The following is a 22720-nucleotide window of genomic DNA, read 5'->3' on the forward strand; positions in this document are numbered from 1 at the left end:
GGGCGCCATGACCGTTGAATATCATTTCCCCGTTTCCTCTACCGCCACGCCCGCGCGCGTGGATGGCGTCGTGATTGGGGTGCTGCTGGATGTGCCCGGGGCAGATGCCCCGGTGGTGGCCTTCCCTGGCTGCCCTGGCGATACGGGCCTCGCCGCGCGCACCACCACCCCGCTCGCCCGTGAAGACATCGGCGCCCAGGTCGCGCTGATGTTCGAGGCCGGCGACCTGACCCGGCCGCTGGTGATCGGTCGCATCCAGCGCCTGCCGCAAACCGCCACGCCAGCCGTCGCCCACCTGGACGGCGAGCGCTTGGAGTTCACGGCAGAGCGGGAAATCGTCCTGCGCTGCGGTAAGGCGAGCATTACCCTCACGCGTGAGGGCAAGGTGCTGATCCGTGGGACCTATCTTTCGAACCGGTCATCCGGCGTGAACCGCATCAAGGGCGGTTCGGTGCAGATCAACTAGACAGGTAGTCGACTCATGGAGCTGCTCAACGCCAGCAAACTGTTTGCGGCCTACACCCAGGGCCTGGAGCCCGATGGTCGCGAATCCCTGGTGATCGTGGCCAAAGGCACGTTTGATTTACCGCTGGACGGCCGTGCGGCAACCCTCGCCGACACCCAGCAACCGCTGCTGATGGCCGACACCTTCCTCGGCGAGCCGGGCCTCAGCGCCCCGCTGCAGGAAATGGACTTCGCCCCGGTCAAGCCATTCTGCGATGTACTGGTACGCGGCAAGGCCTATGCCCCAGGTGGGCGGCCCGTGACGCAGCTGGCCGCGGGCATTCGCGTCGGGCAGATGAGCAAAGCCTTTTCCGTCTTCGGCCCCCGACAATGGCAACCCGGGGGGCTGGGCGTTTCTCCCGGCTTAGCGCAACCTTTTACCGAGCAGGACATTTCTTATGCCCAGGCCTTTGGCGGCAGCCGTCCGATCGCGAACGAGCCCGACATGCGCCACTGTTACCCGGCCAACCCGACCGGTTGCGGCTGGTACCCGCGCCGCATGAGTGGTGCTGATATCGTTGGCATGCCGATGCCAAACACCGAGGAATTGGGCAAGGCGATCGACAGCCCCTCTGGCGACTTCCGCCCGATGGCCCTCGGCCCCATCGGCCGCAGCTGGCCGCAACGCGCCCGCTTCGCCGGTACTTATGACGATGCCTGGTTGGCTGATTGCTTTCCGTTTTTGCCTGCGGATTTCGATAATCGCTACTTTCAGGCGGCGCCTGATGATCAGCAGATCCCGTACCTGCGCGGCGGCGAGGACGTGCTGCTGCTCAACCTCACGCCCCAGGAACGCGCGGGTTTTCGCATCCCAAAAATGGACGTACCGGTGACCTTCTTTCTGAAAAAAGGCGGACATGAGACGGTGCACGCGGTGATCGACACCCTGTTGATCGACACCGACGCGCGCCAGGTGCAACTGACCTGGCGTGTCTCCCGTGCGCTACGACGCAATATGTTCGAGATCGCTCAGGTGCTGGTCGGTACGATGTCCACGGGCTGGTGGCGCGCCCGTGAACTGGGCAAGGATTACTATCCGTCGCTGTCCTCCCTGGTAAAAGCCAGGCAGTCTCCCGAGGAGACAGACGGATGACCGCGCTTTGCATCATCGGCTCCGGCATGGTCAGCGCTGTCGGCCTCAGCGCACCGGCGAGCTGCGCGGCGATTCGTTGTGCCATCGACAATTTCCAGGAAACCCGTTTCATCGACCAGGCTGGCGAATGGCTGATGGCCGCCAGCGTACCTCTGGAGCAGCCCTGGCGCGGCCGCACCAAGCTGATCAAGATGGCCTCTCGCGCCATCGCCGAAGCGTTACAGAGCACCCCCGGGGTTGACCCGGAAAAGACCCCGTTGCTGCTGGGGTTGGCGGAGGTCGAGCGCCCCGGCCGCCTCGCCGGTCTCGACAAGGGGCTGCTGCAGGCTATCGAAACCGAACTGGGCCTGCGTTTTCATCCGGACTCTTACATCATCGCCCGTGGTCGGGTCAGCGCCGCCGTGGCCCTGCTGAATGCGCGCACGCTGATCTACCAGAGCGGCCATCGCCACGTACTGATTGCCGGCGTCGACTCTTTCCTGAACGCATCGACGTTGGCCGCCTTCGAAGAACGCGAGCGCCTGCTCACCAGCCAGAACTCCAACGGCTTTATCCCCGGCGAAGGCGCCGCCGCCGTGGTGCTGGCGGCCCCCGTCGCCCGCGAAGAGCCGCAATTGGCCTGCATGGGCCTGGGGTTCGGCGTGGAGAAGGCCACCGTGGAGGCCGAAGACATTCCCCTGCGCGCCGATGGTCTGACTCAAGCCGTGCGCGCAGCCCTGAGCGAAGCCGGCTATGGGTTGGAGCAGATGGATTATCGGCTCACCGACATCTCCGGCGAGCAGTACTACTTCAAGGAAGCCTCCCTGGCCCTCAGCCGAACCCTGCGCGTGCGCAAGGAGTTCTTCCATCTCTGGCACCCGGCCGACTGCATTGGCGAAGTCGGCGCCGCCATCGGCCCGGCCATGCTCGCCGTGGCCCTGGCTGCCAGCCGCAAGGGCTATGGCGAAGGACCGAATATCTTCTGCCACCTCGGCAACGACGCTGGCGAACGCGCCGCCGCACTGCTCAGCTATCAGATCGTGAGGGCCGCCTGATGGCCAACGAAGTCTTCGCCAACAATATGGAGGTCTCCTGCAAAGCGGCCGATGGCAAGTCGATCGCCTGCTTCCCGGATGTCTGTTTCACCCCGCCTCAGGCTCCGCCCACCCCGCTCGGTGTGCCCATCCCCTACCCCAACACCGGCATGGCCAAGGACACGACCAAGGGCAGTCGCACGGTGAAGATCAGTGGCAAGGAAGTGATGCTCAAGGACAAGAGCCACTTCAAGACCAGCTATGGGGACGAGGCTGGCAATGCGCCAAAAAAGGGGATCGTCACGAGCAGGAACAAGGGCAAGGTGTATTTCACTTCCTGGTCGATGGACGTGAAATACGAAGGTAAGAACGTTGTCCGGCACATGGACCTGACCACCCATAACCATGCTTCTCAACCTGGCAATACCGTGCCTTGGCCTTATTCCGACCGAATGGCGCTCGCCGAGGACCTGGGCCAATGCGAGGGCGAAAAAAAACGGGTGAACGACGCTTGTGACACCAGCAAAAAAGTGGTCTGCCCAGATATCGACAAGCTAAAAAACGCTCTAAAAGAGCGTAACTCCGCAAAAAAAATAGCAGGCGACGGGTTCGAGTCTGATCCGGCTTATCTAGCGGCACACACCGGAGTCAAAAACGAATATTCGTCATTGGCCAAGACCATCAACGCCGACCCTTGCCAAAAGGCCTTGCGCTGTTTTCTCGCTCCGTACAAGCCCAACAGGTGTTGCCCGGGACAAACCGGGGATCACCTGATCGATTCGGCATCCTTTACCGACGGGCCGGCCTTCCCGGGGCAGCCCAGAAACCAGCACCCGACGAAAGCCGGCTGGAGCAAATACCAGACCGACAAGGCTCCGGTCATGTGCGTAGAAGGCCCCAACCAGACCACCGCCACTCATGGTCAGATGCATACCCGGCGTGGTGTGGTGGCCCTGAAAGAGGCCGACGCGAAAGGTGAGTGGCCCAGGTCCAAGGCCACGGAGACAGGGGCCAAAGCGGCCAAGAAAACCTTTCCGGACTCCGACTGTTCCCAGGAGTGCCTGGAAGCCCAGTTGAACAAGTACCACGACAACGCAAAGGACCCTGGCGATGAGAAACCGATCAATGCTCGCGCATCGATGACCAGCGATCCTCAACAGCGCGCAAGGGCCGTAGTCGAGATGTGCCCTAGCAGCCCTAACCCTTAATTCAGTCACCAAGGAGACAAACATGGACCCTCGAGACCCGCGATTCAGTGGACTCAGCATCAGTACTGGAGTCGTGCGTCATTCGGACCTCGGCTATTTGATCGCCACGCACGACATCGCGATCAGCGAGGGTTACGCGGATTCGATATTGTTCACTCTGTATCAGGGAACCTTGTACGCAGGCACAGTGCCTTGGCTTGCATGCTCTGGAACGGTTTGCCATGTGCCAGCAGAACGTCACTTGATGTTGGGCATCGATGGATCAGTAGAAGCCAGCGGAGGCGGCACCAAAACCGAGGAAGCCATCGCTAGTTGCGGAGTGGATCCGAAAAAGCGCGGCCCTCTGCGCGAAATCCGCGGCATCGCCAAAGGCCGAGCCTACGCCGTAGGCACCTGCCGCCAGGCCTACGTCCGCGATGGCGAAGATCAGTGGCGTTGCATTGACCAGAGCGCCCAAGGCGGCGACACCCCCATCACCGACACAAGCTTCGAGTCCATCGATGGGTTCAGCGAACAGGAAATCTATACGGTCGGCTGGGAAGGCGAAATCTGGAAATACGACGGTTCCGTCTTCACCCAGCAGAACAGCCCGACCAACTTGGCGCTCTATAAGGTCCGCTGCGCGCCGGACGGTTTTGCCTATGCCTGCGGCCAGCTCGGGACCTTGCTGCGCGGGCGCAACGATCGATGGGAAGTGATCGACCATGAAAACACCCGGGAAGACCTCTGGGGCATGGAGTATTTCGATGGCCAGCTATACGTTTCCTCCACGCATTTCGTCTATCGGCTCGAAGACGGTCAGCTCAAACCCGTCGACTTCGGCGATGACGCACCGCGCACGTGTTATCACCTGAGTGCGGCCGATGGGATCATGTGGTCCATCGGGCCCAAGGATCTCATGGAGTTCGATGGTTCGAACTGGAAACGGTGCCTGCAAATTGATTGAGCCGACCAGCCCATGCTTCGGAGTCGACGGTCAATGAATACATTGCCCGTCGTGCTTGATCTACACGTCGAAGAAGCCGGTTTCCTCGCCATCCTGCGCGATCACGCTTTGCGCGCGCCTCACTACGAACTGGACGACCTCGGCAAACTGGACGAACGCATCGACGCCCATCTCGATGGCCTGCGTATCGCCGGCCAAGCGGGCCTGGAAACCCTGCTGGCCCAGCTCGACCCGCACGCCATCGGCGAGATGTTCGCCAGTGCGGTACTGGCCTTCGAGGCGGCCAACGCCAAAGTGCTGTCGCGGCTCAGCGAGCATTTGCGCAGTGCCTTGGAAACCGAACGCGGCTACCTGATGGCTTTGGGGTGGCTCGACTGGGAACGGGTCGCGCCTTGGATCGAACGCATGCTCGCTTCCCCCGAGCCCCTGTTCCGCCGCCTCGGCCTCGCGGCCTGCGGCATGCATCGCCATGACCCAGGCCCCGCCCTGCTGGCCGGACTTTCCGATGCCGACCCCAGCGTGCTGGCGCGTGCCGCACGCACGGCTGGCGAACTGCGCCGGCGTGACCTGCTGCCGGCGATTCGTGCCCACCGCCAGCATGAGGACGCCGCTACGCGCTTCTGGGCCAACTGGGCCACCACCCAAATGGGCGATCAGCAGGCCTTGGAGCCTCTGCGCTCATTCGCCGAGCAGCCGGGCGAGTTCCAGTATCGCGCGCTCTGTGTATTGCTGGCCTGGCAGGAGCGCGAGCCCAGCATCGCCTGGATACGCCAGTGGGTACAGGATCCCCGGGATCGGCGCATCGGCATCCAGGCCCTTGGGCTGCTGGGCGATCCGGTCTGCGTGCCCTGGTTGATCCAACAGATGAGCGACCTGCCCTTTGCCCGGGTCGCCGGCGAAGCCTTCAGCCTGATCACTGGCGCTGACCTGGCGTTGCTTGATCTGGAACTGCAGGCCCTGCCGGATTTCGATGCGGGCCCGAACGACAACCCTGAAGATCCCAATGTCGCGATGGACCCCGATGAGAACCTGCCCTGGCCCGACCCGCAGGCAATCGAAAAATGGTGGCAAGCCAACGGCGGACAATTCCAGGTGGGTACGCGTTATATGCTGGGTTTGGCCCATAGCGAACACAGTTTTCAGCAAGCCCTTGTCCACGGCCAGCAACGCCAGCGCATCGCCGCCGCCTGCGGCCTCGCCCGCTATCGGCCAAACGAAGTGCTGTTTCCCACTAGCGCGCCGGCCTGGCGGCAAAAGAGGTGGTTGGCAGCGGTCAACGCCACATCGAACATCAACGGCACGAAACCACCGAGCTAATCCTGTACCGGCGGGCATTTTTTTGGTCCCGCTCGGCTGCGACTCCGGGGTTTTGTGGCCTGAGGCGCGGCAGGATAGCAACGATTTTTGGTGGAGAAGCCTACAAAATGTAGGACATATGCCAAATAATTGTCCTACGTCTCAGTCGCTAGAACAGCGATATTCCAGGGAATGCGCGCGTCTTCCAGGCCTTTTAGTCCGTGGGTTTTGGGCCTTGACCGATGCTCGCATCGGACATCACATCTCTCTTCGTCTACCGTTTTTCAACGGTTGACCGCTCAGTCATAGCGTCCTAGCCTAAGCGCGCGGCAAAAATGGGAGCAGTCATAGGACGTCACATCAACGAACAGTCCTTCCTGACGCTCCTGTGGCAAGGAAATGTGCCGCGAGCGACTGCCGGCTCCAGTCTCATGGAACCAGCTTTGCACCAGCCCTCACATTACATGGACGTGCCATGATCGAACCGCGATGCTTTTCGTTAAGCTCCACGCAGCAATCCGTCTGGCTCGACCAGTTATTATCGCCCGATATCCCCTCCTACAACATCGGCGTCACGGTGCAGATCCACGGTGCGGTGGACCTTGCGGTATTTGCCGCTGCGGTGCGGGTGGTAGTCGCTCAACACGATGCGTTGCGGCTGATCTTCAGCGAAAGTGACGGGCACGCGCAGCAACGGGTAGCCACCGACTTGGAGGCGCCTTTCGCCTACCATGACTGGCGCGGCGAGCCCGAGGCACGCGCCCAGGCCCTGGCCACTATCACGCAACTGAATCGCACGCCGTTCGCACTTTATGATCAACCGTTGTGGGGCATGGAATGGTTCCAGTTGTCCGACACCGAGGCCCTGTGGAACAGCCGGTATCACCACCTGATCTGTGATGGCACGTCGGTGGGCCTGGTCGGCCAGGCCGTTAGTGCGGCTTACAATCAGTTGCTGCGCGGTGAGCAGCCGGTGCTGGATCCGGAACTGGCGAGAGGCTACCGAACCTTTGCGGCCAGGGACCAGGAGTACCTGCGCTCGTCGCGCTACGACAAGGCCCGTGAATACTGGCTGGAGCAGTTTCCGGCGCTGCCGGAACCGTTGTTCCAGGCCGCCCGGTCACCGAGCGTACAACGCCAGCCACAGCCCAATGCAGCCGCTCATGCTGTCAGCGCCCAGGCGACCTGGCCATTGGGGACACAGCGCCTGGATGCTCTGAGCCAGTTGGCAAAAGCTCAGGGCGCTACGCTGAGCCATTGTCTGAGCGCCTTACTGGCCGCTTACTTCAGCCGGGTGACGGATCAAAGGGAGAACCTGGTCATCGGTCTGCCGGTGCATAACCGCGCCAACGCCTTGCAAAAACGTACCGTGGGCATGTTTTCTTCGGTGTTGCCATTGGCGGTCGCGGTCGATCCTCTAGCCAACTTTACCCAAACCGTGCAACAGGTCGCCGGCCAGACCCTGCGCAGCTATCGGCACCAACGCTACCCATTGCAAGCCTTGCATCGCGAACTACGCGCACGGGCCGGACATCCCGGCCACCTGTTTGAACTGATGCTGTCGGTCGAACAGTACCCCGGCGATGTCAACCTGGGGTCGGCGCGTTGCTCGCTGCGCACCTGGCACAGCGGCTATGAGCGTTATCCGCTGGCCGTCTACCTGCGGGACTATGAGGCCCAAACCGAACCGTTCCTGGAGCTCAACTACGACCCGCGGCTGTTCAACGCCGAGCAGATCGCCGCGCACCTGCGGCGGCTCGAACACTTGACCGAGCAGGTGCTCGCCGCCCCCACCCGGGCGCTGGCCGATTGGCCGTTGCTCGATGACACCGAACGGCATCAGGTCATTGAAAAATTCAATGCGACCACCCGTGACTACCCCGCCAATGAGCCACTGCATGTGTTGTTCGAGGCGCAGGTACAGCGTCGACCCGAGGCGACGGCGGTGCTGGATGGCGACCATTCGCTGAGCTATCGCCAGCTCGATCAGCGCGCTGAACGGTTGGCTCGCCACCTGGCGGCAAGTGGCGTCGAGACCGGCAGCAAGGTCGCGGTGTGTATGGCTCGGGGCGCGTCGCTGATCGTGTCGATCCTGGCGATCTTGAAACGCGGAGCGGCCTATGTGCCCATCGATCGAGATGCCCCGACCGCCCATCAAGCGCGAGTGTTGGTGGATTGCGGCACGGCTTGGCTGCTCAGCGCAGGTGACAGCCCAGCGCCGAAGGATGGCGTCCTGGTCATCGATGTCGAGGCCTTGACCGAAGACCCGACCGCTGGCCCAAGCCGTCTACTGGCGAGTAGCGCAGGCGACGTCGCCTACGTCATGTACACCTCCGGCTCCACTGGCGCGCCCAAGGGTGTGCAAGTACCGCACCGTGCGGTTACCCGGCTGGTGCGCAACAACGGTTTCGCCGAGTTCAACGCCCAGGACCGGATTGCCCTGGCCGCCAACCCGGCGTTCGATGCCTGCACCCTGGAAATCTGGGGCGCATTGCTCAACGGCGGCTGCCTGGTGGTCTGCCCGCGCGACACCCTGCTCGACGCTGCGCGCTTCAATGAACATCTGCTGCACCATGAAGTCAGCGTGCTGTGGCTCACCGCCGGGCTCTTTCATCAGTTTGCCGAACCCTTGGCCCCGGCGTTTCGCAGCCTGCGCTACCTGATGGTCGGCGGCGATGTGCTCGACCCTCGACGTATTGCCCAGGTGCTGCGCCATTCGCCGCCCCAACACCTGCTCAACGGCTACGGGCCGACCGAAAGCACTACTTTTGCCACCACCCACCGCATCACCCTTGAAGACGCCCTGATCGGTGATATTCCGATTGGCAAACCCATCGGCAACACCCAGGTCTACGTGCTCGACGAACAGCGTCGTCCGTTGCCCATTGGCGTCGCTGGCGAGCTGTACATCGGCGGTGACGGGTTGGCCCTGGGTTACTTGAACCAGCCGCAACTGAGCGAACAACGCTTCGTGCCCAACCCGTTCCAGCCGGGCTCGCGTCTGTATCGCACCGGCGATCTGGCTCGCTGGCGCGCCGACGGTGTGCTGATGTTCCTGGGACGTAACGATTTCCAGGTCAAGATCCGTGGCTTTCGCATTGAACTGGGCGAGATCGAAGCGCAGCTCAAGGCCTTGCCCGAGGTGAGCGAAGCCGTGGTCCTGGCCGATGCCCAGCAACGTTTGCTGGCCTATTTCACCGCCACCACGGTCCAGGAGCCGAGCGAGTTGCGCGCGCGCCTGGCCGCCGTGCTGCCGGACTACATGCTGCCAGCGACCTTCGTCCAGGTGGACAGTTTTGCCCTGACCGCCAACGGCAAGCTGGACCGTCGCGCCCTGCCCGAACCCGACGAAACTCATTTTGCCCAGCAACGCTATGAAGCGCCGCAAGGGCCAGTGGAAACCCGCCTGGCCGAGCTTTGGGCCCAGGTCCTTGGTGTGCCGCGGGTGGGACGCCAGGACAACTTCTTTGCCCTCGGTGGGCACTCGTTGATGGCGGTGCAATTGGTCGAACAATTGCGCGTGCAGGGCTGGAGCCTGGATGTCGGGACGTTGTTCAACGCCAGCAACTTGCTCAACCTGGCCCTGGCCCTGGCGCTGGCGCTGGAACACCCCGGCGAGCCGGTCGAGGCCTGCGAACCGGTCGCAGCGTCCATCCCGCCACACTGTGTCCGCATCACCCCAGAAAATGTGCCGCTGGTGAACCTGCCCCAAGCGCAGATCGATCGCATCGTCGCCAGCGTCGACGGCGGCACCGCCAACGTGCAGGACATCTACCCCCTCGCGCCGTTGCAGGAAGGCCTGCTGTTCCAACACTTGCTGCAGCCCACGGACGATGCCTACCTGCTGCGAGCCACCCTCGCCTTCGACAGCCGCGAACGCCTGCAAGGGTTCATCGCAGCGTTCGACCAAGTGATTGCCCGCCATGACATCCTGCGCAGCGCGGTGCTCTGGGAGGGCCTGGACGAGCCGGTGCAAGTGGTCTGGCGCGCTGCCCGTCTGCCCGTGGTCCACCTCGCCGATGGGGAAACCTTTGCCGAGCGCGCGCTGGACATTCGTCGCGCGCCGTTGGCGCAGGCGTTCACCCGCTTCGACGCCCTCCGGCAACAGTGGCAACTGCAATTGGTCCACCACCACCTGGCCATCGACCATGCCACCCTGGGCCTGCTGTTTGCCGAAGTCCGCGCCTTGATGCTCGATCCCGATCATCGGCTGCCGCCTAGCGTGCCATTTCGCCCGTTCGTGGCCCAGGCCCGCGAGCCTCGGCGTCAAGCGAGCGCCGAGGCATATTTCCAGCGCCTGCTTGGCGACGTTGACGAACCGACCCTGCCCTATGGTCTGCACGATATCCAAGGCACGGGCCGTGACAATCGCGAGGCGCAGTGTCAGCTCGAACCGGCCTTGTCCCTGCGCTTGCGGCGCCTGGCCAAGACCCAAGGGGTGGGCGTCGCCAGCCTGTTCCACCTGGCCTGGGCGATGCTGGTCGGCAAGACCAGTGGCCGTGACGACGTAGTCTTCGGCACGGTGCTGTTCGGGCGTTTCACCGGGGGCCAGCAGGTCGACCGGGCCCTGGGCATGTTCATCAATACTCTGCCACTGCGCATCGACCTCGACACACCGCTGCACGCTGCGTTGCGTCAGATCCATACGCGGCTGATCGAATTACTCGCCCATGAACACGCGCCCCTGGCCCTGGCACAACGTTGCAGCGCCTTGCCAGCCCAGGCGCCGCTGTTCACGGCCCTGCTGAACTTCCGCCACAGCCAGGCCCAGCACTCGGCACGCCCGGAGTTCGACCTGCCGGGCATCCAGGTGCTGGGCAGCGAGGAACGCAGCAACTACCCGTTCTGCCTGTCTGTCGATGACTTGGGCGATGGGTTTGCCCTGACCGCGCAAATCCAGCGTTCGGTCTGCGCCGAAGCGGTCCTGGCGCACATGGTCCAAGCCCTGTCGGTGGTTGCGCAGACCTTGGAAACGGCGCCGACGACCCTTGCCTGCACACTCGACAGCTTGCCCGCAGGGCAACGCGAACAGGTACTGGAAGGGTTCAACGCGACCCATCAGCCGCACCCACGTGACACCCTGCTGCAACAACCTTTCGAACAGCAGGCCGCGTTGCGCCCCGACGCCGTGGCCGCGTATGTTGCAACCGCAACCGCCGGTACCACGACGCTCACCTATGGCCAGCTCAACCGCCAGGCCAACCAACTGGCCCATGCCTTGCTGGCGTCCGGATTGCGCCCCGATGATCGGGTGGCGATCTGTCTGGAGCGCGGCCCGCACCTGCTGGTCGCCTTGCTGGCCATCTTGAAGGCCGGCGCCGCCTACGTGCCCCTGGATCCTACTTACCCGCCGGCCCGCCTGCTGCACATGCTCGAAGACAGCGCGCCGCGCCTGGTCCTGAGCAGCCAGTCACTTCGAGGTCGGCTACCGGCCACGACGACGGCCGAACGCTGGGAGCTGGACGCCCCAGCGTTGCAAGCACAGCTGGCCGCCTTGCCGATAGAAAATCCCGACGTCAACGGCCTGCACGCGGCGCACCTGGCCTATGTGATCTACACCTCCGGCTCGACCGGACTGCCCAAGGGCGTGATGATCGAACACCGAAACGCCTGCAACCTGCTGCACTGGGCCCTGCGCAGCTTCGAGGCGGATGAACTGCAACGCAGCCTGTTCGCCACCTCGATCAATTTCGACCTGGCGGTGTTCGAATGCTTTGTCCCCCTGGCCGCCGGCGCAGCCCTGCAACTGGTCGACAATGCCTTGGCCCTGGTTTCGCAGGCCAGCGCCGTAACGCTGATCAACAGCGTACCTTCGGCGGTCGAGGAACTGCTCAGGATCGGCGCCATCCCCGGCGCGACCCGAGTCGTCAACCTGGCCGGCGAACCGCTCAAGGCGCGCCTGGTGGAACAGCTGTTCGCCCAGAGCGCCACGCGTCGAGTGTGCAACCTCTACGGACCGACGGAAACCACCACCTACTCGACCTGGCTGTCGATGCGTCGCGAAGAGGGCTACGTGGCCGGCATTGGCCGACCGCTGGACAACACCCGCGTGTACCTGCTCGATCGCCATCGCCAGCCGGTGCCGCTGGGGGTGGCCGGGGAAATCTACATAGGCGGCGCGGGCGTGGCGCGCGGCTACCTGAACCGGCCGGAGCTGAGCGCCGAGCGGTTTCTGCCCGACCCTTTTGTCACCACGCCCGACGCGCGTATGTACCGCACGGGTGATCTGGGGCGCTGGCGTGCCGATGCTCACCTGGAATACCTGGGGCGTAACGATTTCCAGGTCAAGGTACGCGGCTTTCGCATCGAACTGGGTGAGATCGAAACCCAGTTGCTCGGCATGCCGGGCCTGCGCGAAGCGGTGGTAGTGGCTCAACCCGGCCCTTCCGGCGACTCGCGCCTGGTCGCCTACCTGGTGCCCCATGACCCCGCCAGCCCTGCCCCGGTTCTGGCCGAAGTCCGCGCCCATCTGCAAAGCCGTTTGCCGGACTACATGCTGCCCAGTGCATGCGTCGTCCTGGCCAGCCTGCCGCTGACGCCCAACGGCAAACTCGATCGCCAAGCTTTGCCAGCGCCTGCGGCAGCGTCCGGTGGCCACGCCAAACAGGCGCCACGCGGGGACACCGAACGACGCCTGGCAGCGATCTGGACGCAGGTACTCGGTGAACCGGACATCGGTCGCGAGGATGACTTCTTCAGCCTCGGCGGGCACTCGCTGTTGGCGGTACAACTGCTCGAACAACTGCGGCGCAACGGTTGGGACCTGGACATCCGCAGCGTTTTCGAACGCCCGACCCTTGCTACCTTGGCCCAGCGTCTGGAGACGCTCGGCACTGGCGCCGCGCCTGAAGCCAGTGTCACGCGCATTCCTACCCCTTGCTCACAGATCACCCCGTCGATGCTCGACCTGATCGAGTTGCCCCAGGCCCAGATCGACCTGATCGCTGCCCGGGTCCCCGGCGGTGCCGCCAACATCCAGGATATCTATCCGCTGGGACCCTTGCAGGAAGGCATGCTCTATCACCATCGTGCGCAAAGCGCCGGGGATCGCTACGTGTTGCGCAGCCTGCTGGCGTTTACCGACGAGGCACGCCTGCAAGGCTTCTGCGCCGCACTGGAGCAGGTCATCGCCCGGCACGACGCCTTGCGCACCCTGGTGCTCTGGGAAGACTTGGACGAACCCCTGCAAGTGGTCTTGCGCCAAGTGGCCTTCGTGCCTCGTCGCCTGTTATTCAGCGGTGACGACATCGCCGGGCAATTGCAGGCCAGCGCCGATCCCCGCCATTACCGACTCGACTTGCGCCAGGCACCGCTGATCGAGGCGCGGGAGGCGTTCGATGCCGTCCATGAGCGCTGGTTGCTGTTGCTGCTGCATCATCACGTAGTGGTGGATCACACGTCGCTGGAGCTGATGATCGAGGAGATCGCCCTGATCGAAGGCGCCCGCCAGGCAGACTTGCCGCCACCTACCAGCACCCGTGGGTTGGTGGCCCAGGCGCGACAGGCGCACGTCGTGGCGGCTGCGCGGACATTTTTCAGCGAGCAGTTGGGCGACCTGGAGGAACCCACCCTGCCCTTTGCCATCGATCTGGAAACCGATCCGCGCTGGCAGGCTCTGGAACACCGGCAAGCGCTGCCAACCGAACTGGCTCGGCGCTTGCGTCAACAGGCCAGCGCCCACGGGGTGAGCGCGGCCAGTGTCTGTCACTTGGCCTGGGCGTTGGTCTTGAGTCACCTCAGCGGGCGCGATGACGTGGTTTTCGGCACGGTCCTGTTCGGGCGTCTGCAGGCCGGGGCCCACGCGGACCGGACCGTGGGGCTGTTCATCAACACCTTGCCGTTGCGCGTGCGCCTGGATGACGGTGTGCAGGTAGTGCTGGCCCGCGTGCAGCATGCCTTGAACGGTTTGCTGAGCCACGAGCAGACCCCGCTGGCCTTGGCCCAGCGTTGCAGCGCCATGCCGGCGGGCACCGCGCTGTTCAGCGCGTTGTTCAATTACCGCTACAGCCATGCCGAGCAGGCGAACCTGCGCCAGGCCATGCCGGGAATGAGCTTGTTGCACAGCGAAGAGCGCACCCATTATCCGTTCAACCTGGCGGTGGACGACCTGGGCGAAGGGTTTCAACTGACCGCCCAGACCCACCCCGGGCACGCCCCGGCCCGGCTCGTCGGGTTCATGCAGCAAGCCTTGGGTGCGTTGGTGGAAGCGCTGGAGCAAGCCGGCGATACCTCCGTGCTGCAATTGTGCGTGCTGCCAGCCGAAGAAAAGGCGCAATTGGACCGCCTCAACCCACCGCTCGCCGCGCAGGCCCCCGCCGCGACCCTCCAACAACGCTTTGCCGAACAGGCCGCGCGCAGCCCGGACGCCCTGGCGGTCATCGACGAACACCAAGCCCTGAGCTTTCGTCAGCTCAACCAACAGGCCAATCGCCTGGCCCATCACCTGCTCGCGATGGGTATACAGCGCGGCCAGCGCATCGCGGTCTGCCTGGAACGCGAGGCCCATCTGGCGATCGCCCTGCTGGCAGTGTGGAAAGCCGGTTGCGCCTATGTACCGCTGGATCCGGACTACCCGGTGACACGCCTGGCTTACATGCTCAGTGACAGCGCCCCGGCCGCCCTGCTTACCCAGGAACACGTGCGCGACCGGCTACCGTCTTTCGACGGCGGACCGTTGCTCAGCCTCGATGCACAATCGGAAGGGCTCGCGGCCTGGCAGCAGGCCTGCGCAGACAACCCCGATGGCGCCGCGCTGGGACAGCAGCCCAGCGACCTGGCCTACCTGATCTATACCTCAGGTTCCACCGGACAGCCCAAAGGCGTCATGGTCGAACACCGCTCGGTGCTCAACCTCTGGGCCGGGTTGCGCCAGCGCCTGGACGATCTGCCGCCCGGTACGCGCTGTTCACTCAACGCCTCTGTCGCCTTCGATGCCTCGGTGCAGCAGCTCTGCCAATGGCTGAGCGGCCACTGCCTGGTATTGGTCCCCAAACGCGTGCGTCTGGATGCAGGCGCCTTGCTCGGTTACCTCAGCGCCCAGCAGGTCACTGTATTCGATTGCACCCCAACCCAGATGCAGGCCTTGCTCAAGCACCGACAAACGCTGGCAGCGGCCGAGCCGTTGCCGCGGCGCATCCTGCTTGGCGGCGAAGCGGTGTCCAGCGAGCTGTGGACGCAGTTGGCCGGCGAGGACGAGGTACGCGTGTTGAACGTCTACGGCCCCACCGAATGCACGGTCGACACCACCAGCGCCTGGCTCGATCACCATTCGCAGCCAAGCCTCGGCCAGCCGCTGCCCAACACTCAGGTGCAGGTGCTCGATGGCCATGGCCGACGCGCGCCGTTGGGGGTGGCTGGGGAAATTCATATTGGTGGCTATGGCGTGGCCCGTGGTTACTGGCAACGCGAAGACCTGACCCGCGAGCGTTTCATTGTCGACCCGTTTACCCGCCAGCCGGGCGCGCGGCTCTATCGCACCGGTGACCTCGGCCGCTGGGAGCTGGATGGCAGCCTCAGCTACTTGGGGCGCACGGACTTTCAAGTGAAGATCCATGGGCACCGCATCGAGCTGGGTGAAATTGAAAGCCACCTACTGGCGCTGCCCGGCGTGCGCCAGGCCGTGGTGGTGGGGCGCGCCGACCGCCATGGCGTGACGCGCCTGGTCGCCTACCTGCAAGGCTCGGCCCTGCCAACCCCGAGCCAGGCACGCACCACCCTCGGTGAACGCTTGCCCGATTACATGCTGCCTAGCGCGTATGTGCGCCTGGACAGCCTGCCGTTGACCGCCAACGGCAAGCTCGACCGCAACGCCCTGCCAGAACCTGACGCCCAGGCCTTTGTGCAAACGAACTATGCAGCCCCGCAAGGTGAGGTGGAGATCACTCTGGCGGCGCTCTGGTGCGAGCTGCTGAATGTCGAGCGGGTCGGTCGCCACGACAATTTCTTTGCCCTGGGCGGTCACTCGTTGATCGCCATGAGTCTGGTCGAGCGCATGCGCCAGCAGCGCTTGCGGGTGGATATCAGCCAACTGTTCACCGCCCCGACCCTGGCAGGTCTGGCCGCGGCCACTACCCCTTTGAAGGAGATGCTCCTGTGACTGCGGCTCAACTGCTGGCTCTGCTCAAACAACGTGGTGTGACCCTGTCATTGCGCGGCGATCAATTATCGGTGGTGGCCGACGATCAGGTCCTGGCCGACCAGGAGCTGATCGCGCTGCTGCGCAGCCACAAACCGGCACTGATCGAAGCCTTGCGCCAGCCTGTCGCGCTACCGCCCCTCGAGAGCGGATTGCCCAAGGGAACCACGCACGTTACCCCAGCGATGTTCGACCTCTGCCAGCTGGACGAAGCCCAGGTCGCCAGCATCGTTGCCGGCGTACCGGGCGGCGCCGCCAATATCCAGGACATCTACCCACTGGTGCCCTTGCAAGCGGGCATTCTCTTTCATCACCTGCTCCAACAGCGCGGTGACACCTATCTGCTGAACGTGCTGCTGGCCTTCGACGACGAGCCCTGTTTGCGGCGCTTCATGGACGCGCTCAACCAAGCCATCGCCCGCCATGACATCCTGCGCACCGCCTTGGCCTGGGAGGGCCTCGATGAACCGGTGCAGGTGGTCTGGCGCCAGGCGCCGCTGGCACTGGAGTTGATCAACCCCGCCCAGGCCGATGTCGAGGCTGCATTGCGCGCCCACACCGATCCACGGCAGCAGCGCCTGGACCTGCGCCAGGCGCCCTTGATGCGCGCGGTGGCCGCCGAGGACCCAAGCGCCGGCCGCTGGCTGTTGCAACTGTTGCACCACCACGCGGTAATGGATCACACCTCGCTGGAACGGCTGGTTCGGGAGGTCGCGGCGATCCAGCAAGGTCGGCTGGCCGAACTGCAGCCACCGCAGCCGTTCCGCGATTTCGTACTGCGCGCTCGCCAGGGGCTGAGCGACGCGCAACATGCCGCGTTCTTCACCGAGCTGCTGGGCGATATCGATGAACCCACCGCGCCGTGCGGGCTGCTCGACGTACGCGGCGATGGCAGCCAGGTCCAAACCCTGGAGGCACCGCTGGCGATCGATCTGAGTCGCCGGATCCGTCTGCTCGCACGCAACCTGGGCGTCAGCAGCGCCAGTCTGTTGCACCTGGCCTGGGCCTTGGTCCTGGGCAAGGCCAGCGGCCGCGACGATGTGGTGTTCGGCACGGTGATGTTCGGTCGATTGCTCGGCGCTGGCGAAGCCGCGACCGCCATGGGGCTGTTCATCAATACCCTGCCATTGCGGGTGCGCCTGGCGGTGCCGGTGGAACAGGCGCTGCGCGATACCCACACGTTGCTCAGCCGGCTGATTGCCCACGAGCACGCGCCCCTCGGCCTGGCCCAGCGTTGCAGTGCCTTGCCCAGTGGCACGCCGCTGTTCTCGGCGTTGCTCAACTACCGGCATAGCGCTGCCACCGAGCACGCCCCAGTGCTGGCTGGCATGCGCGTACTGGGTGGCGAGGAACGCACCAACTACCCATTCAATTTATCGGTGGACGATCTGGGCGAAGGTTTTTCGCTGAGCCTGCAAATCGACGCCCAGGTCGGTGCCGAACCGGTGCTCGACTGGCTGAACACAGCGCTGCAGAACCTGCTCGAGGCCCTCGAACGGCACCCACAAACCCTGGCGTACCAGCTTTCAGTGCTGCCTGGTGCGGAACAAGAACGGCTGTTGCGCACCTTCAACGCCACCACTCGCCCCCTTCCTGGCCCGGGCTTGCTGCACCTGGCATTGGAGCAACAGGCCGAGCGGCAACCACAAGCCATCGCCGCACGTTTCGAGGCCGCCGATGGCTCGAGTCCGCTGACCTATGGGCAGCTCAATGCCCAGGCCAACCGGTTGGCGCACCGTCTATTGCAGGCCGGGGTCGAACCCGACAGCCGTGTCGCGATCTGCCTGGAACGCGGCCCGCACCTGCTGATCGCCCTGCTCGGGATTCTCAAGGCCGGCGCCGCCTATGTGCCGTTGGATCCGGCGTATCCACGGGAACGTTTGCTGCACATGCTCGAAGACAGCGCGCCGCGGGCGCTGTTGACGATTCGCGCCCTGCAATCCAGTGTTCCAGCACCCACTGGTTGCGAGCTGCTGTGCCTGGACGACCCCCACACCCAGGCCAGCCTGGCCGAACTCCCCAGCGACAATCCCGATCCAGCTAGCCTGGGCCTGACCAGCGCGCACCTGGCCTACGTGATCTACACCTCGGGGTCCACGGGCACGCCCAAAGGCGTGATGATCGAGCACCGCAACGCCTGCAACTTGCTGAACTGGGCGCTGCACGCATTCGACGCGGTCAGCCTGCGGGACAGCCTGTTTGCCACTTCGATCAACTTTGACCTGGCGGTGTTCGAGTATTTCGTCCCTCTGGCCGCTGGCGCGACCTTGCACGTGGCCCGCAATGCCCTGGCCTTGCTCGACTGCCCGGTGCCGGTGACGCTGATCAACAGCGTGCCTTCGGCGCTTGACGCGCTGGTCGGTGCCCAGGCGATCCCGGCCTCGACGCGTGTGGTCAACCTGGCTGGCGAGCCCCTCAAGCAAAGCCTGGTCGAGCAAGTGTTCGCCCATAGCGCGGTGCAGCGCCTGTGCAACCTGTACGGTCCTTCGGAAACCACCACGTATTCGACCTGGGTGTCGATGAGCCGCGAGCAGGGTTTCGTACCCGGTATCGGGCGACCGCTGGACAACACCCGGGTGTACATCCTCGATGCCCATCGGCAGTTGGTGCCGCTGGGCGTGGTCGGGGAGCTCTATATCGGCGGCGCCGGGGTCGCCCGTGGCTACCTGAATCGACCAGCACTGAGCGCGGAGCGCTTCCTGGAGGACCCGTTCGCTACCCAGCCCGGCGCGAGGATGTACCGCACCGGAGACCTGGGCCGCTGGACCGCCGAGGGTCAGCTTCTCTATCTGGGGCGCAACGACTTCCAGGTCAAGGTGCGTGGCTATCGCATCGAGCTGGGGGAAATCGAAACGGCCCTGGGCCGGGTGTCAGGCGTGCAGCACGCCGTGGTGATCGCTCGGGAAGATGTGGCCGGGGACCCACGCTTGGTGGCGTACTGGGTGGCCCAGCCAGGCGTGTCGGTGTCCGAGGTACAACTGCGCGACGCCCTGGCCGCTGGCCTGCCGGAGTACATGCAGCCCAGCGCTTACGTAGCTCTGTCGGCCCTGCCGCTGACGCCCAATGGCAAACTCGATCGCAGCGCCCTGCCCGCTCCCGAGCATGGCGCGGCCGGGCACTTCGAACCGCCCCAAGGCCCGCTGGAAATCCAGTTGGCGGCCATTTGGAGCCGCTTGTTGGGGGTGCCAAGGGTCGGTCGGGACGAGCACTTTTTCCAAGCCGGCGGCCATTCGCTGCTGGCGGTGCAGTTGATTTCTCAACTGCGTCAGCAATTGCGGGTCGAGCTACCGCTGGCCTGTGTGTTCGACCAGCCAACCCTGCAGCGTCAGGCCCGGGCTATCGAAGCCTTGGCCGCGTCCGGACAATACGGTGCGGCGCCCATCCCGGCCGTTGCGCGGCCGGCACGGCTGCCGCTGTCGTTTGCCCAGCAACGCTTGTGGTTTATCGCCCACCTGGATGCCCAGGCCAGCGCCGCCTACCACATGGCCGGTGGTGTGCATTTGCGCGGAGAGTTAAACGAATCGGCATTGCGCGCGACACTGTCACGCATCGTTGAGCGGCATGAAGCCTTGCGCTCCCGTTTCGTGTCCGAAGGTGGTGAACCGGTCCAGGTCATCGACCCACCGCAGGCTTTCGTCATGCCCAACGAAGACCTGCGCGGCCAGCCACAGGCGATATTCCAGGCCCGCTGCGCCGCCGAAGCGCAGGCGGCGTTCGACCTGGCGCGGGGCCCGTTGATTCGTGCGCGCCTATTGCGCCTGGCCGACCAGGAGCACGTCCTGCTGGTCACCTTGCACCACATCGTCGGCGATGCCTGGTCGCTGGGGGTGCTCACCCGCGAACTGACCGAACTGTACCGGGCCTTTGTCCTGGACCAAGCCGACCCGCTGCCGCCGCTGGCCATCCAGTACGCCGACTACGCCCTGTGGCAACGCTCACCGCGCCAGGCACAACGAATCGCTGAACAACTGGCTTACTGGCGCACCCAGCTCGAAGACGCCCCGCCACTGTTGAACCTGACCTTGGACCGGCCACGTCCAGCGCACCAGGATTTCACCGGCGCCAGCCTGGAAGTCAGCATCGACGCAGGTTTGGTCCAGTCCATCAAACAGCTGAGCGAGCGGCACGGCAGCACCTTGTTCATGACCGTCCTGGCCGCCTGGTCGATCGTGCTGGCGCGGTTGTCCGGGCAGAATGACCTGGTGATCGGCTCGGTGCTGGCGAACCGGACCCGTGTCGAAGTCGAGCCGCTGATCGGCTTTTTCGTCAACACCCAAGCGTTGCGTATACGGCTCGACGAGGTCAGCCAGGTTGCGCAATTGCTCGCCCAGGTGCGGCGCACCGCGCTGGACGCCCAGGCCCATCAGGAGGTCGCCTTCGAGCATCTGGTCGAGGCCTTGAATCCAAACCGTTCGCTGGCCCACAGTCCGATCTTCCAGGTCATGTTCGCTTGGCAGAACGCTCCGCAGCCGAGCCTGGCACTGGGCGCCCTGGAATTGACGCCGCTGAGCACCGACGAAGACAGCGCCAAATTCGACCTGACCCTGAACCTGTACGAACGCGACGGCGTGATTGGCGGTCGATTGACCTATGCCACAGCGCTGTTCAAGGCCAGCACCGTGCAACGGCATTGGCAGGCCCTGTGCGCCACGTTGCAGGCCATGGTCGACGATGACCAGCAACCCCTCGATGGGCTGTCGATTCTCGGCACAGCCGAGCGCGAACAAGTGCTGCATGCCTTCAATGCCAGCGCCCTCGACTACCCGGCAGCCGAGCCGCTGCACGCGTTATTCGAGGCCCAGGCACAGCGTCGACCCGAGGCGACGGCGGTGCAGGATGGCGACCACTCGCTGAGCTATCGTCAGCTCGACCATTACGCCGAACAATTGGCTAACTGGCTGGCCGAACACGGCGTGCAACCGGGTGATCGGGTGGCCCTGTGCCTGGACCGCGGCCCGCGTCTGGTCGCGACAATCCTGGCGATTCTGAAAAACGGCGCGGCCTACGTGCCCATCGACACGGCCACCCCGCTGGAACGGCAACGTGCCCTGCTGCACGATTGCGGCAGTGCCTGGTTGCTCACCGACGAACCGCCCTCCAGCGTGCTCGACCCGACGGTCCGACACCTGGCCTTGGCAACCTGGGAAAACACCCTGGCGCAGGGCTCTCTCGCCACGCCGCGCCAGCATCCTTCGGTGTCTGCCGAAGCGACCGCCTACATCATGTATACCTCCGGTTCCACTGGCGCGCCCAAGGGTGTGCAAGTCCCCCACCGTGCGGTTACCCGGCTGGTGCGCAACAACGGTTTCTCCGAGTTCAACGCCCAGGACCGGATTGCCCTGGCCGCCAACCCGGCGTTCGATGCCTGCACCCTGGAAATCTGGGGCGCATTGCTCAACGGCGGCTGCCTGGTGGTCTGCCCGCGCGACACCCTGCTCGACGCTGCGCGCTTCAATGAACATCTGCTGCACCATGAAGTCAGCGTGCTGTGGCTCACCGCCGGACTCTTTCATCAGTTTGCCGAACCCTTGGCCCCGGCGTTTCGCAGCCTGCGTTACCTGATGGTCGGCGGCGATGTGCTCGACCCTCGACGTATTGCCCAGGTGCTGCGCCATTCGCCGCCCCAACACCTGCTCAACGGCTACGGTCCGACCGAAAGCACCACCTTCGCCACCACCCACCGCATCACCCTTGAAGACGCCCTGAACGGTGATATTCCGATTGGCAAACCCATCGGCAACACCCAGGTCTACGTGCTCGACGAACAGCGTCGTCCGTTGCCCATTGGCGTCGCTGGCGAGCTGTACATCGGCGGTGACGGGTTGGCCCTGGGTTACTTGAACCAGCCGCAACTGAGCGAACAACGCTTCGTGCCCAACCCGTTCCAGCCGGGCTCGCGTCTGTATCGCACCGGCGATCTGGCTCGCTGGCGCGCCGACGGTGTGCTGATGTTCCTGGGACGTAACGATTTCCAGGTCAAGATCCGTGGCTTTCGCATTGAACTGGGCGAGATCGAAGCGCAGCTCAAGGCCTTGCACGAGGTGAGCGAAGCCGTGGTCCTGGCCGATGCCCAGCAACGTTTGCTGGCCTATTTCACCGCCACCACGGTCCAGGAGCCGAGCGAGTTGCGTGCGCGCCTGGCCGCCGTGCTGCCGGACTACATGCTGCCCGCCGCCTTCGTCCAGGTGGACAGTTTTGCCCTGACCGCCAACGGCAAGCTGGACCGTCGCGCCCTGCCCGAACCCGACGAAACTCATTTTGCCCAGCAACGTTATGAAACGCCGCAAGGGCTGGTGGAAACCCGCCTGGCCGAGCTTTGGGCCCAGGTCCTTGGTGTGCCGCGGGTGGGGCGCCAGGACAACTTCTTTGCCCTCGGTGGGCATTCGCTGCTGGCGGTGCAACTGGTCGAGCAGATGCGTACAGAAGGCTGGGGCATCGATGTTCGCACCCTGTTCGGTGCGCCCACCATCGCCGCACTGGCCACGGCGCTGGCGCACCGCGAAACATCCCCCAGTCATGATCCCG

At 64.4% G+C, this 22720-nt stretch carries 7 protein-coding genes and 1 pseudogene; all 8 read left to right on the forward strand.

Annotated elements, in window-relative coordinates:
- Nucleotides 1–7 precede the first annotated feature (7 nt).
- Entirely contained in the window at nt 8–466 is a 459-nt protein-coding gene (locus tag ACWNZ1_RS08685; protein WP_256452889.1) for a DUF6484 domain-containing protein, read from the forward strand.
- 15 nt (nt 467–481) lie between these two features.
- Nucleotides 482–1597: a DUF2169 family type VI secretion system accessory protein gene (locus ACWNZ1_RS08690; protein WP_256452890.1), complete on the forward strand. Its 1116-nt coding sequence runs from the start codon at nt 482–484 to the stop codon at nt 1595–1597.
- Complete coding sequence (locus tag ACWNZ1_RS08695) at nt 1594–2631, forward strand: hypothetical protein (RefSeq protein WP_280944003.1); 1038 nt, start codon at nt 1594–1596, stop codon at nt 2629–2631. The genes ACWNZ1_RS08690 and ACWNZ1_RS08695 overlap by 4 nt, the downstream gene beginning before the upstream one ends.
- Nucleotides 2631–3818 carry a PAAR-like domain-containing protein gene (locus tag ACWNZ1_RS08700; protein ID WP_256452892.1) on the forward strand — a complete coding sequence of 396 codons (1188 nt, stop codon included), beginning with the start codon at nt 2631–2633 and terminating at the stop codon, nt 3816–3818. Before ACWNZ1_RS08695 ends, ACWNZ1_RS08700 begins: the two co-directional genes overlap by 1 nt.
- 223 nt (nt 3819–4041) lie before the next feature.
- Entirely contained in the window at nt 4042–4764 is a 723-nt protein-coding gene (locus tag ACWNZ1_RS08705) for a hypothetical protein (RefSeq protein ID WP_265072041.1), read from the forward strand.
- A gap of 33 nt (nt 4765–4797) precedes the next feature.
- The gene (locus ACWNZ1_RS08710; protein WP_280944004.1) at nt 4798–6081 is read left to right on the forward strand and encodes a TIGR02270 family protein; all 1284 of its coding nucleotides are present in this window, start codon (nt 4798–4800) and stop codon (nt 6079–6081) included.
- A gap of 454 nt (nt 6082–6535) precedes the next feature.
- Complete coding sequence (locus tag ACWNZ1_RS08715; protein WP_456027560.1) at nt 6536–16156, forward strand: amino acid adenylation domain-containing protein; 9621 nt, start codon at nt 6536–6538, stop codon at nt 16154–16156.
- A gap of 74 nt (nt 16157–16230) precedes the next feature.
- Nucleotides 16231–22719 (forward strand): annotated as a pseudogene (locus ACWNZ1_RS08720) (amino acid adenylation domain-containing protein); the annotation flags it as partial.
- Nucleotide 22720: the final 1 nt, after the last annotated feature.

The sequence above is a fragment of the Pseudomonas sp. CFBP 5748 genome (genome assembly GCF_053850495.1).

Excerpts from the sequence above, each read along its gene's own strand:
- ACWNZ1_RS08685 (WP_256452889.1), top strand. The coding sequence starts at position 8 with ATGACCGTTGAATATCATTTCCCCGTTTCCTCTACCGCCACGCCCGCG.
- ACWNZ1_RS08690 (WP_256452890.1), top strand. The coding sequence starts at position 482 with ATGGAGCTGCTCAACGCCAGCAAACTGTTTGCGGCCTACACCCAGGGC.
- ACWNZ1_RS08695 (WP_280944003.1), top strand. The coding sequence starts at position 1,594 with ATGACCGCGCTTTGCATCATCGGCTCCGGCATGGTCAGCGCTGTCGGC.
- ACWNZ1_RS08700 (WP_256452892.1), top strand. The coding sequence starts at position 2,631 with ATGGCCAACGAAGTCTTCGCCAACAATATGGAGGTCTCCTGCAAAGCG.
- ACWNZ1_RS08710 (WP_280944004.1), top strand. The coding sequence starts at position 4,798 with ATGAATACATTGCCCGTCGTGCTTGATCTACACGTCGAAGAAGCCGGT.
- ACWNZ1_RS08715 (WP_456027560.1), top strand. The coding sequence starts at position 6,536 with ATGATCGAACCGCGATGCTTTTCGTTAAGCTCCACGCAGCAATCCGTC.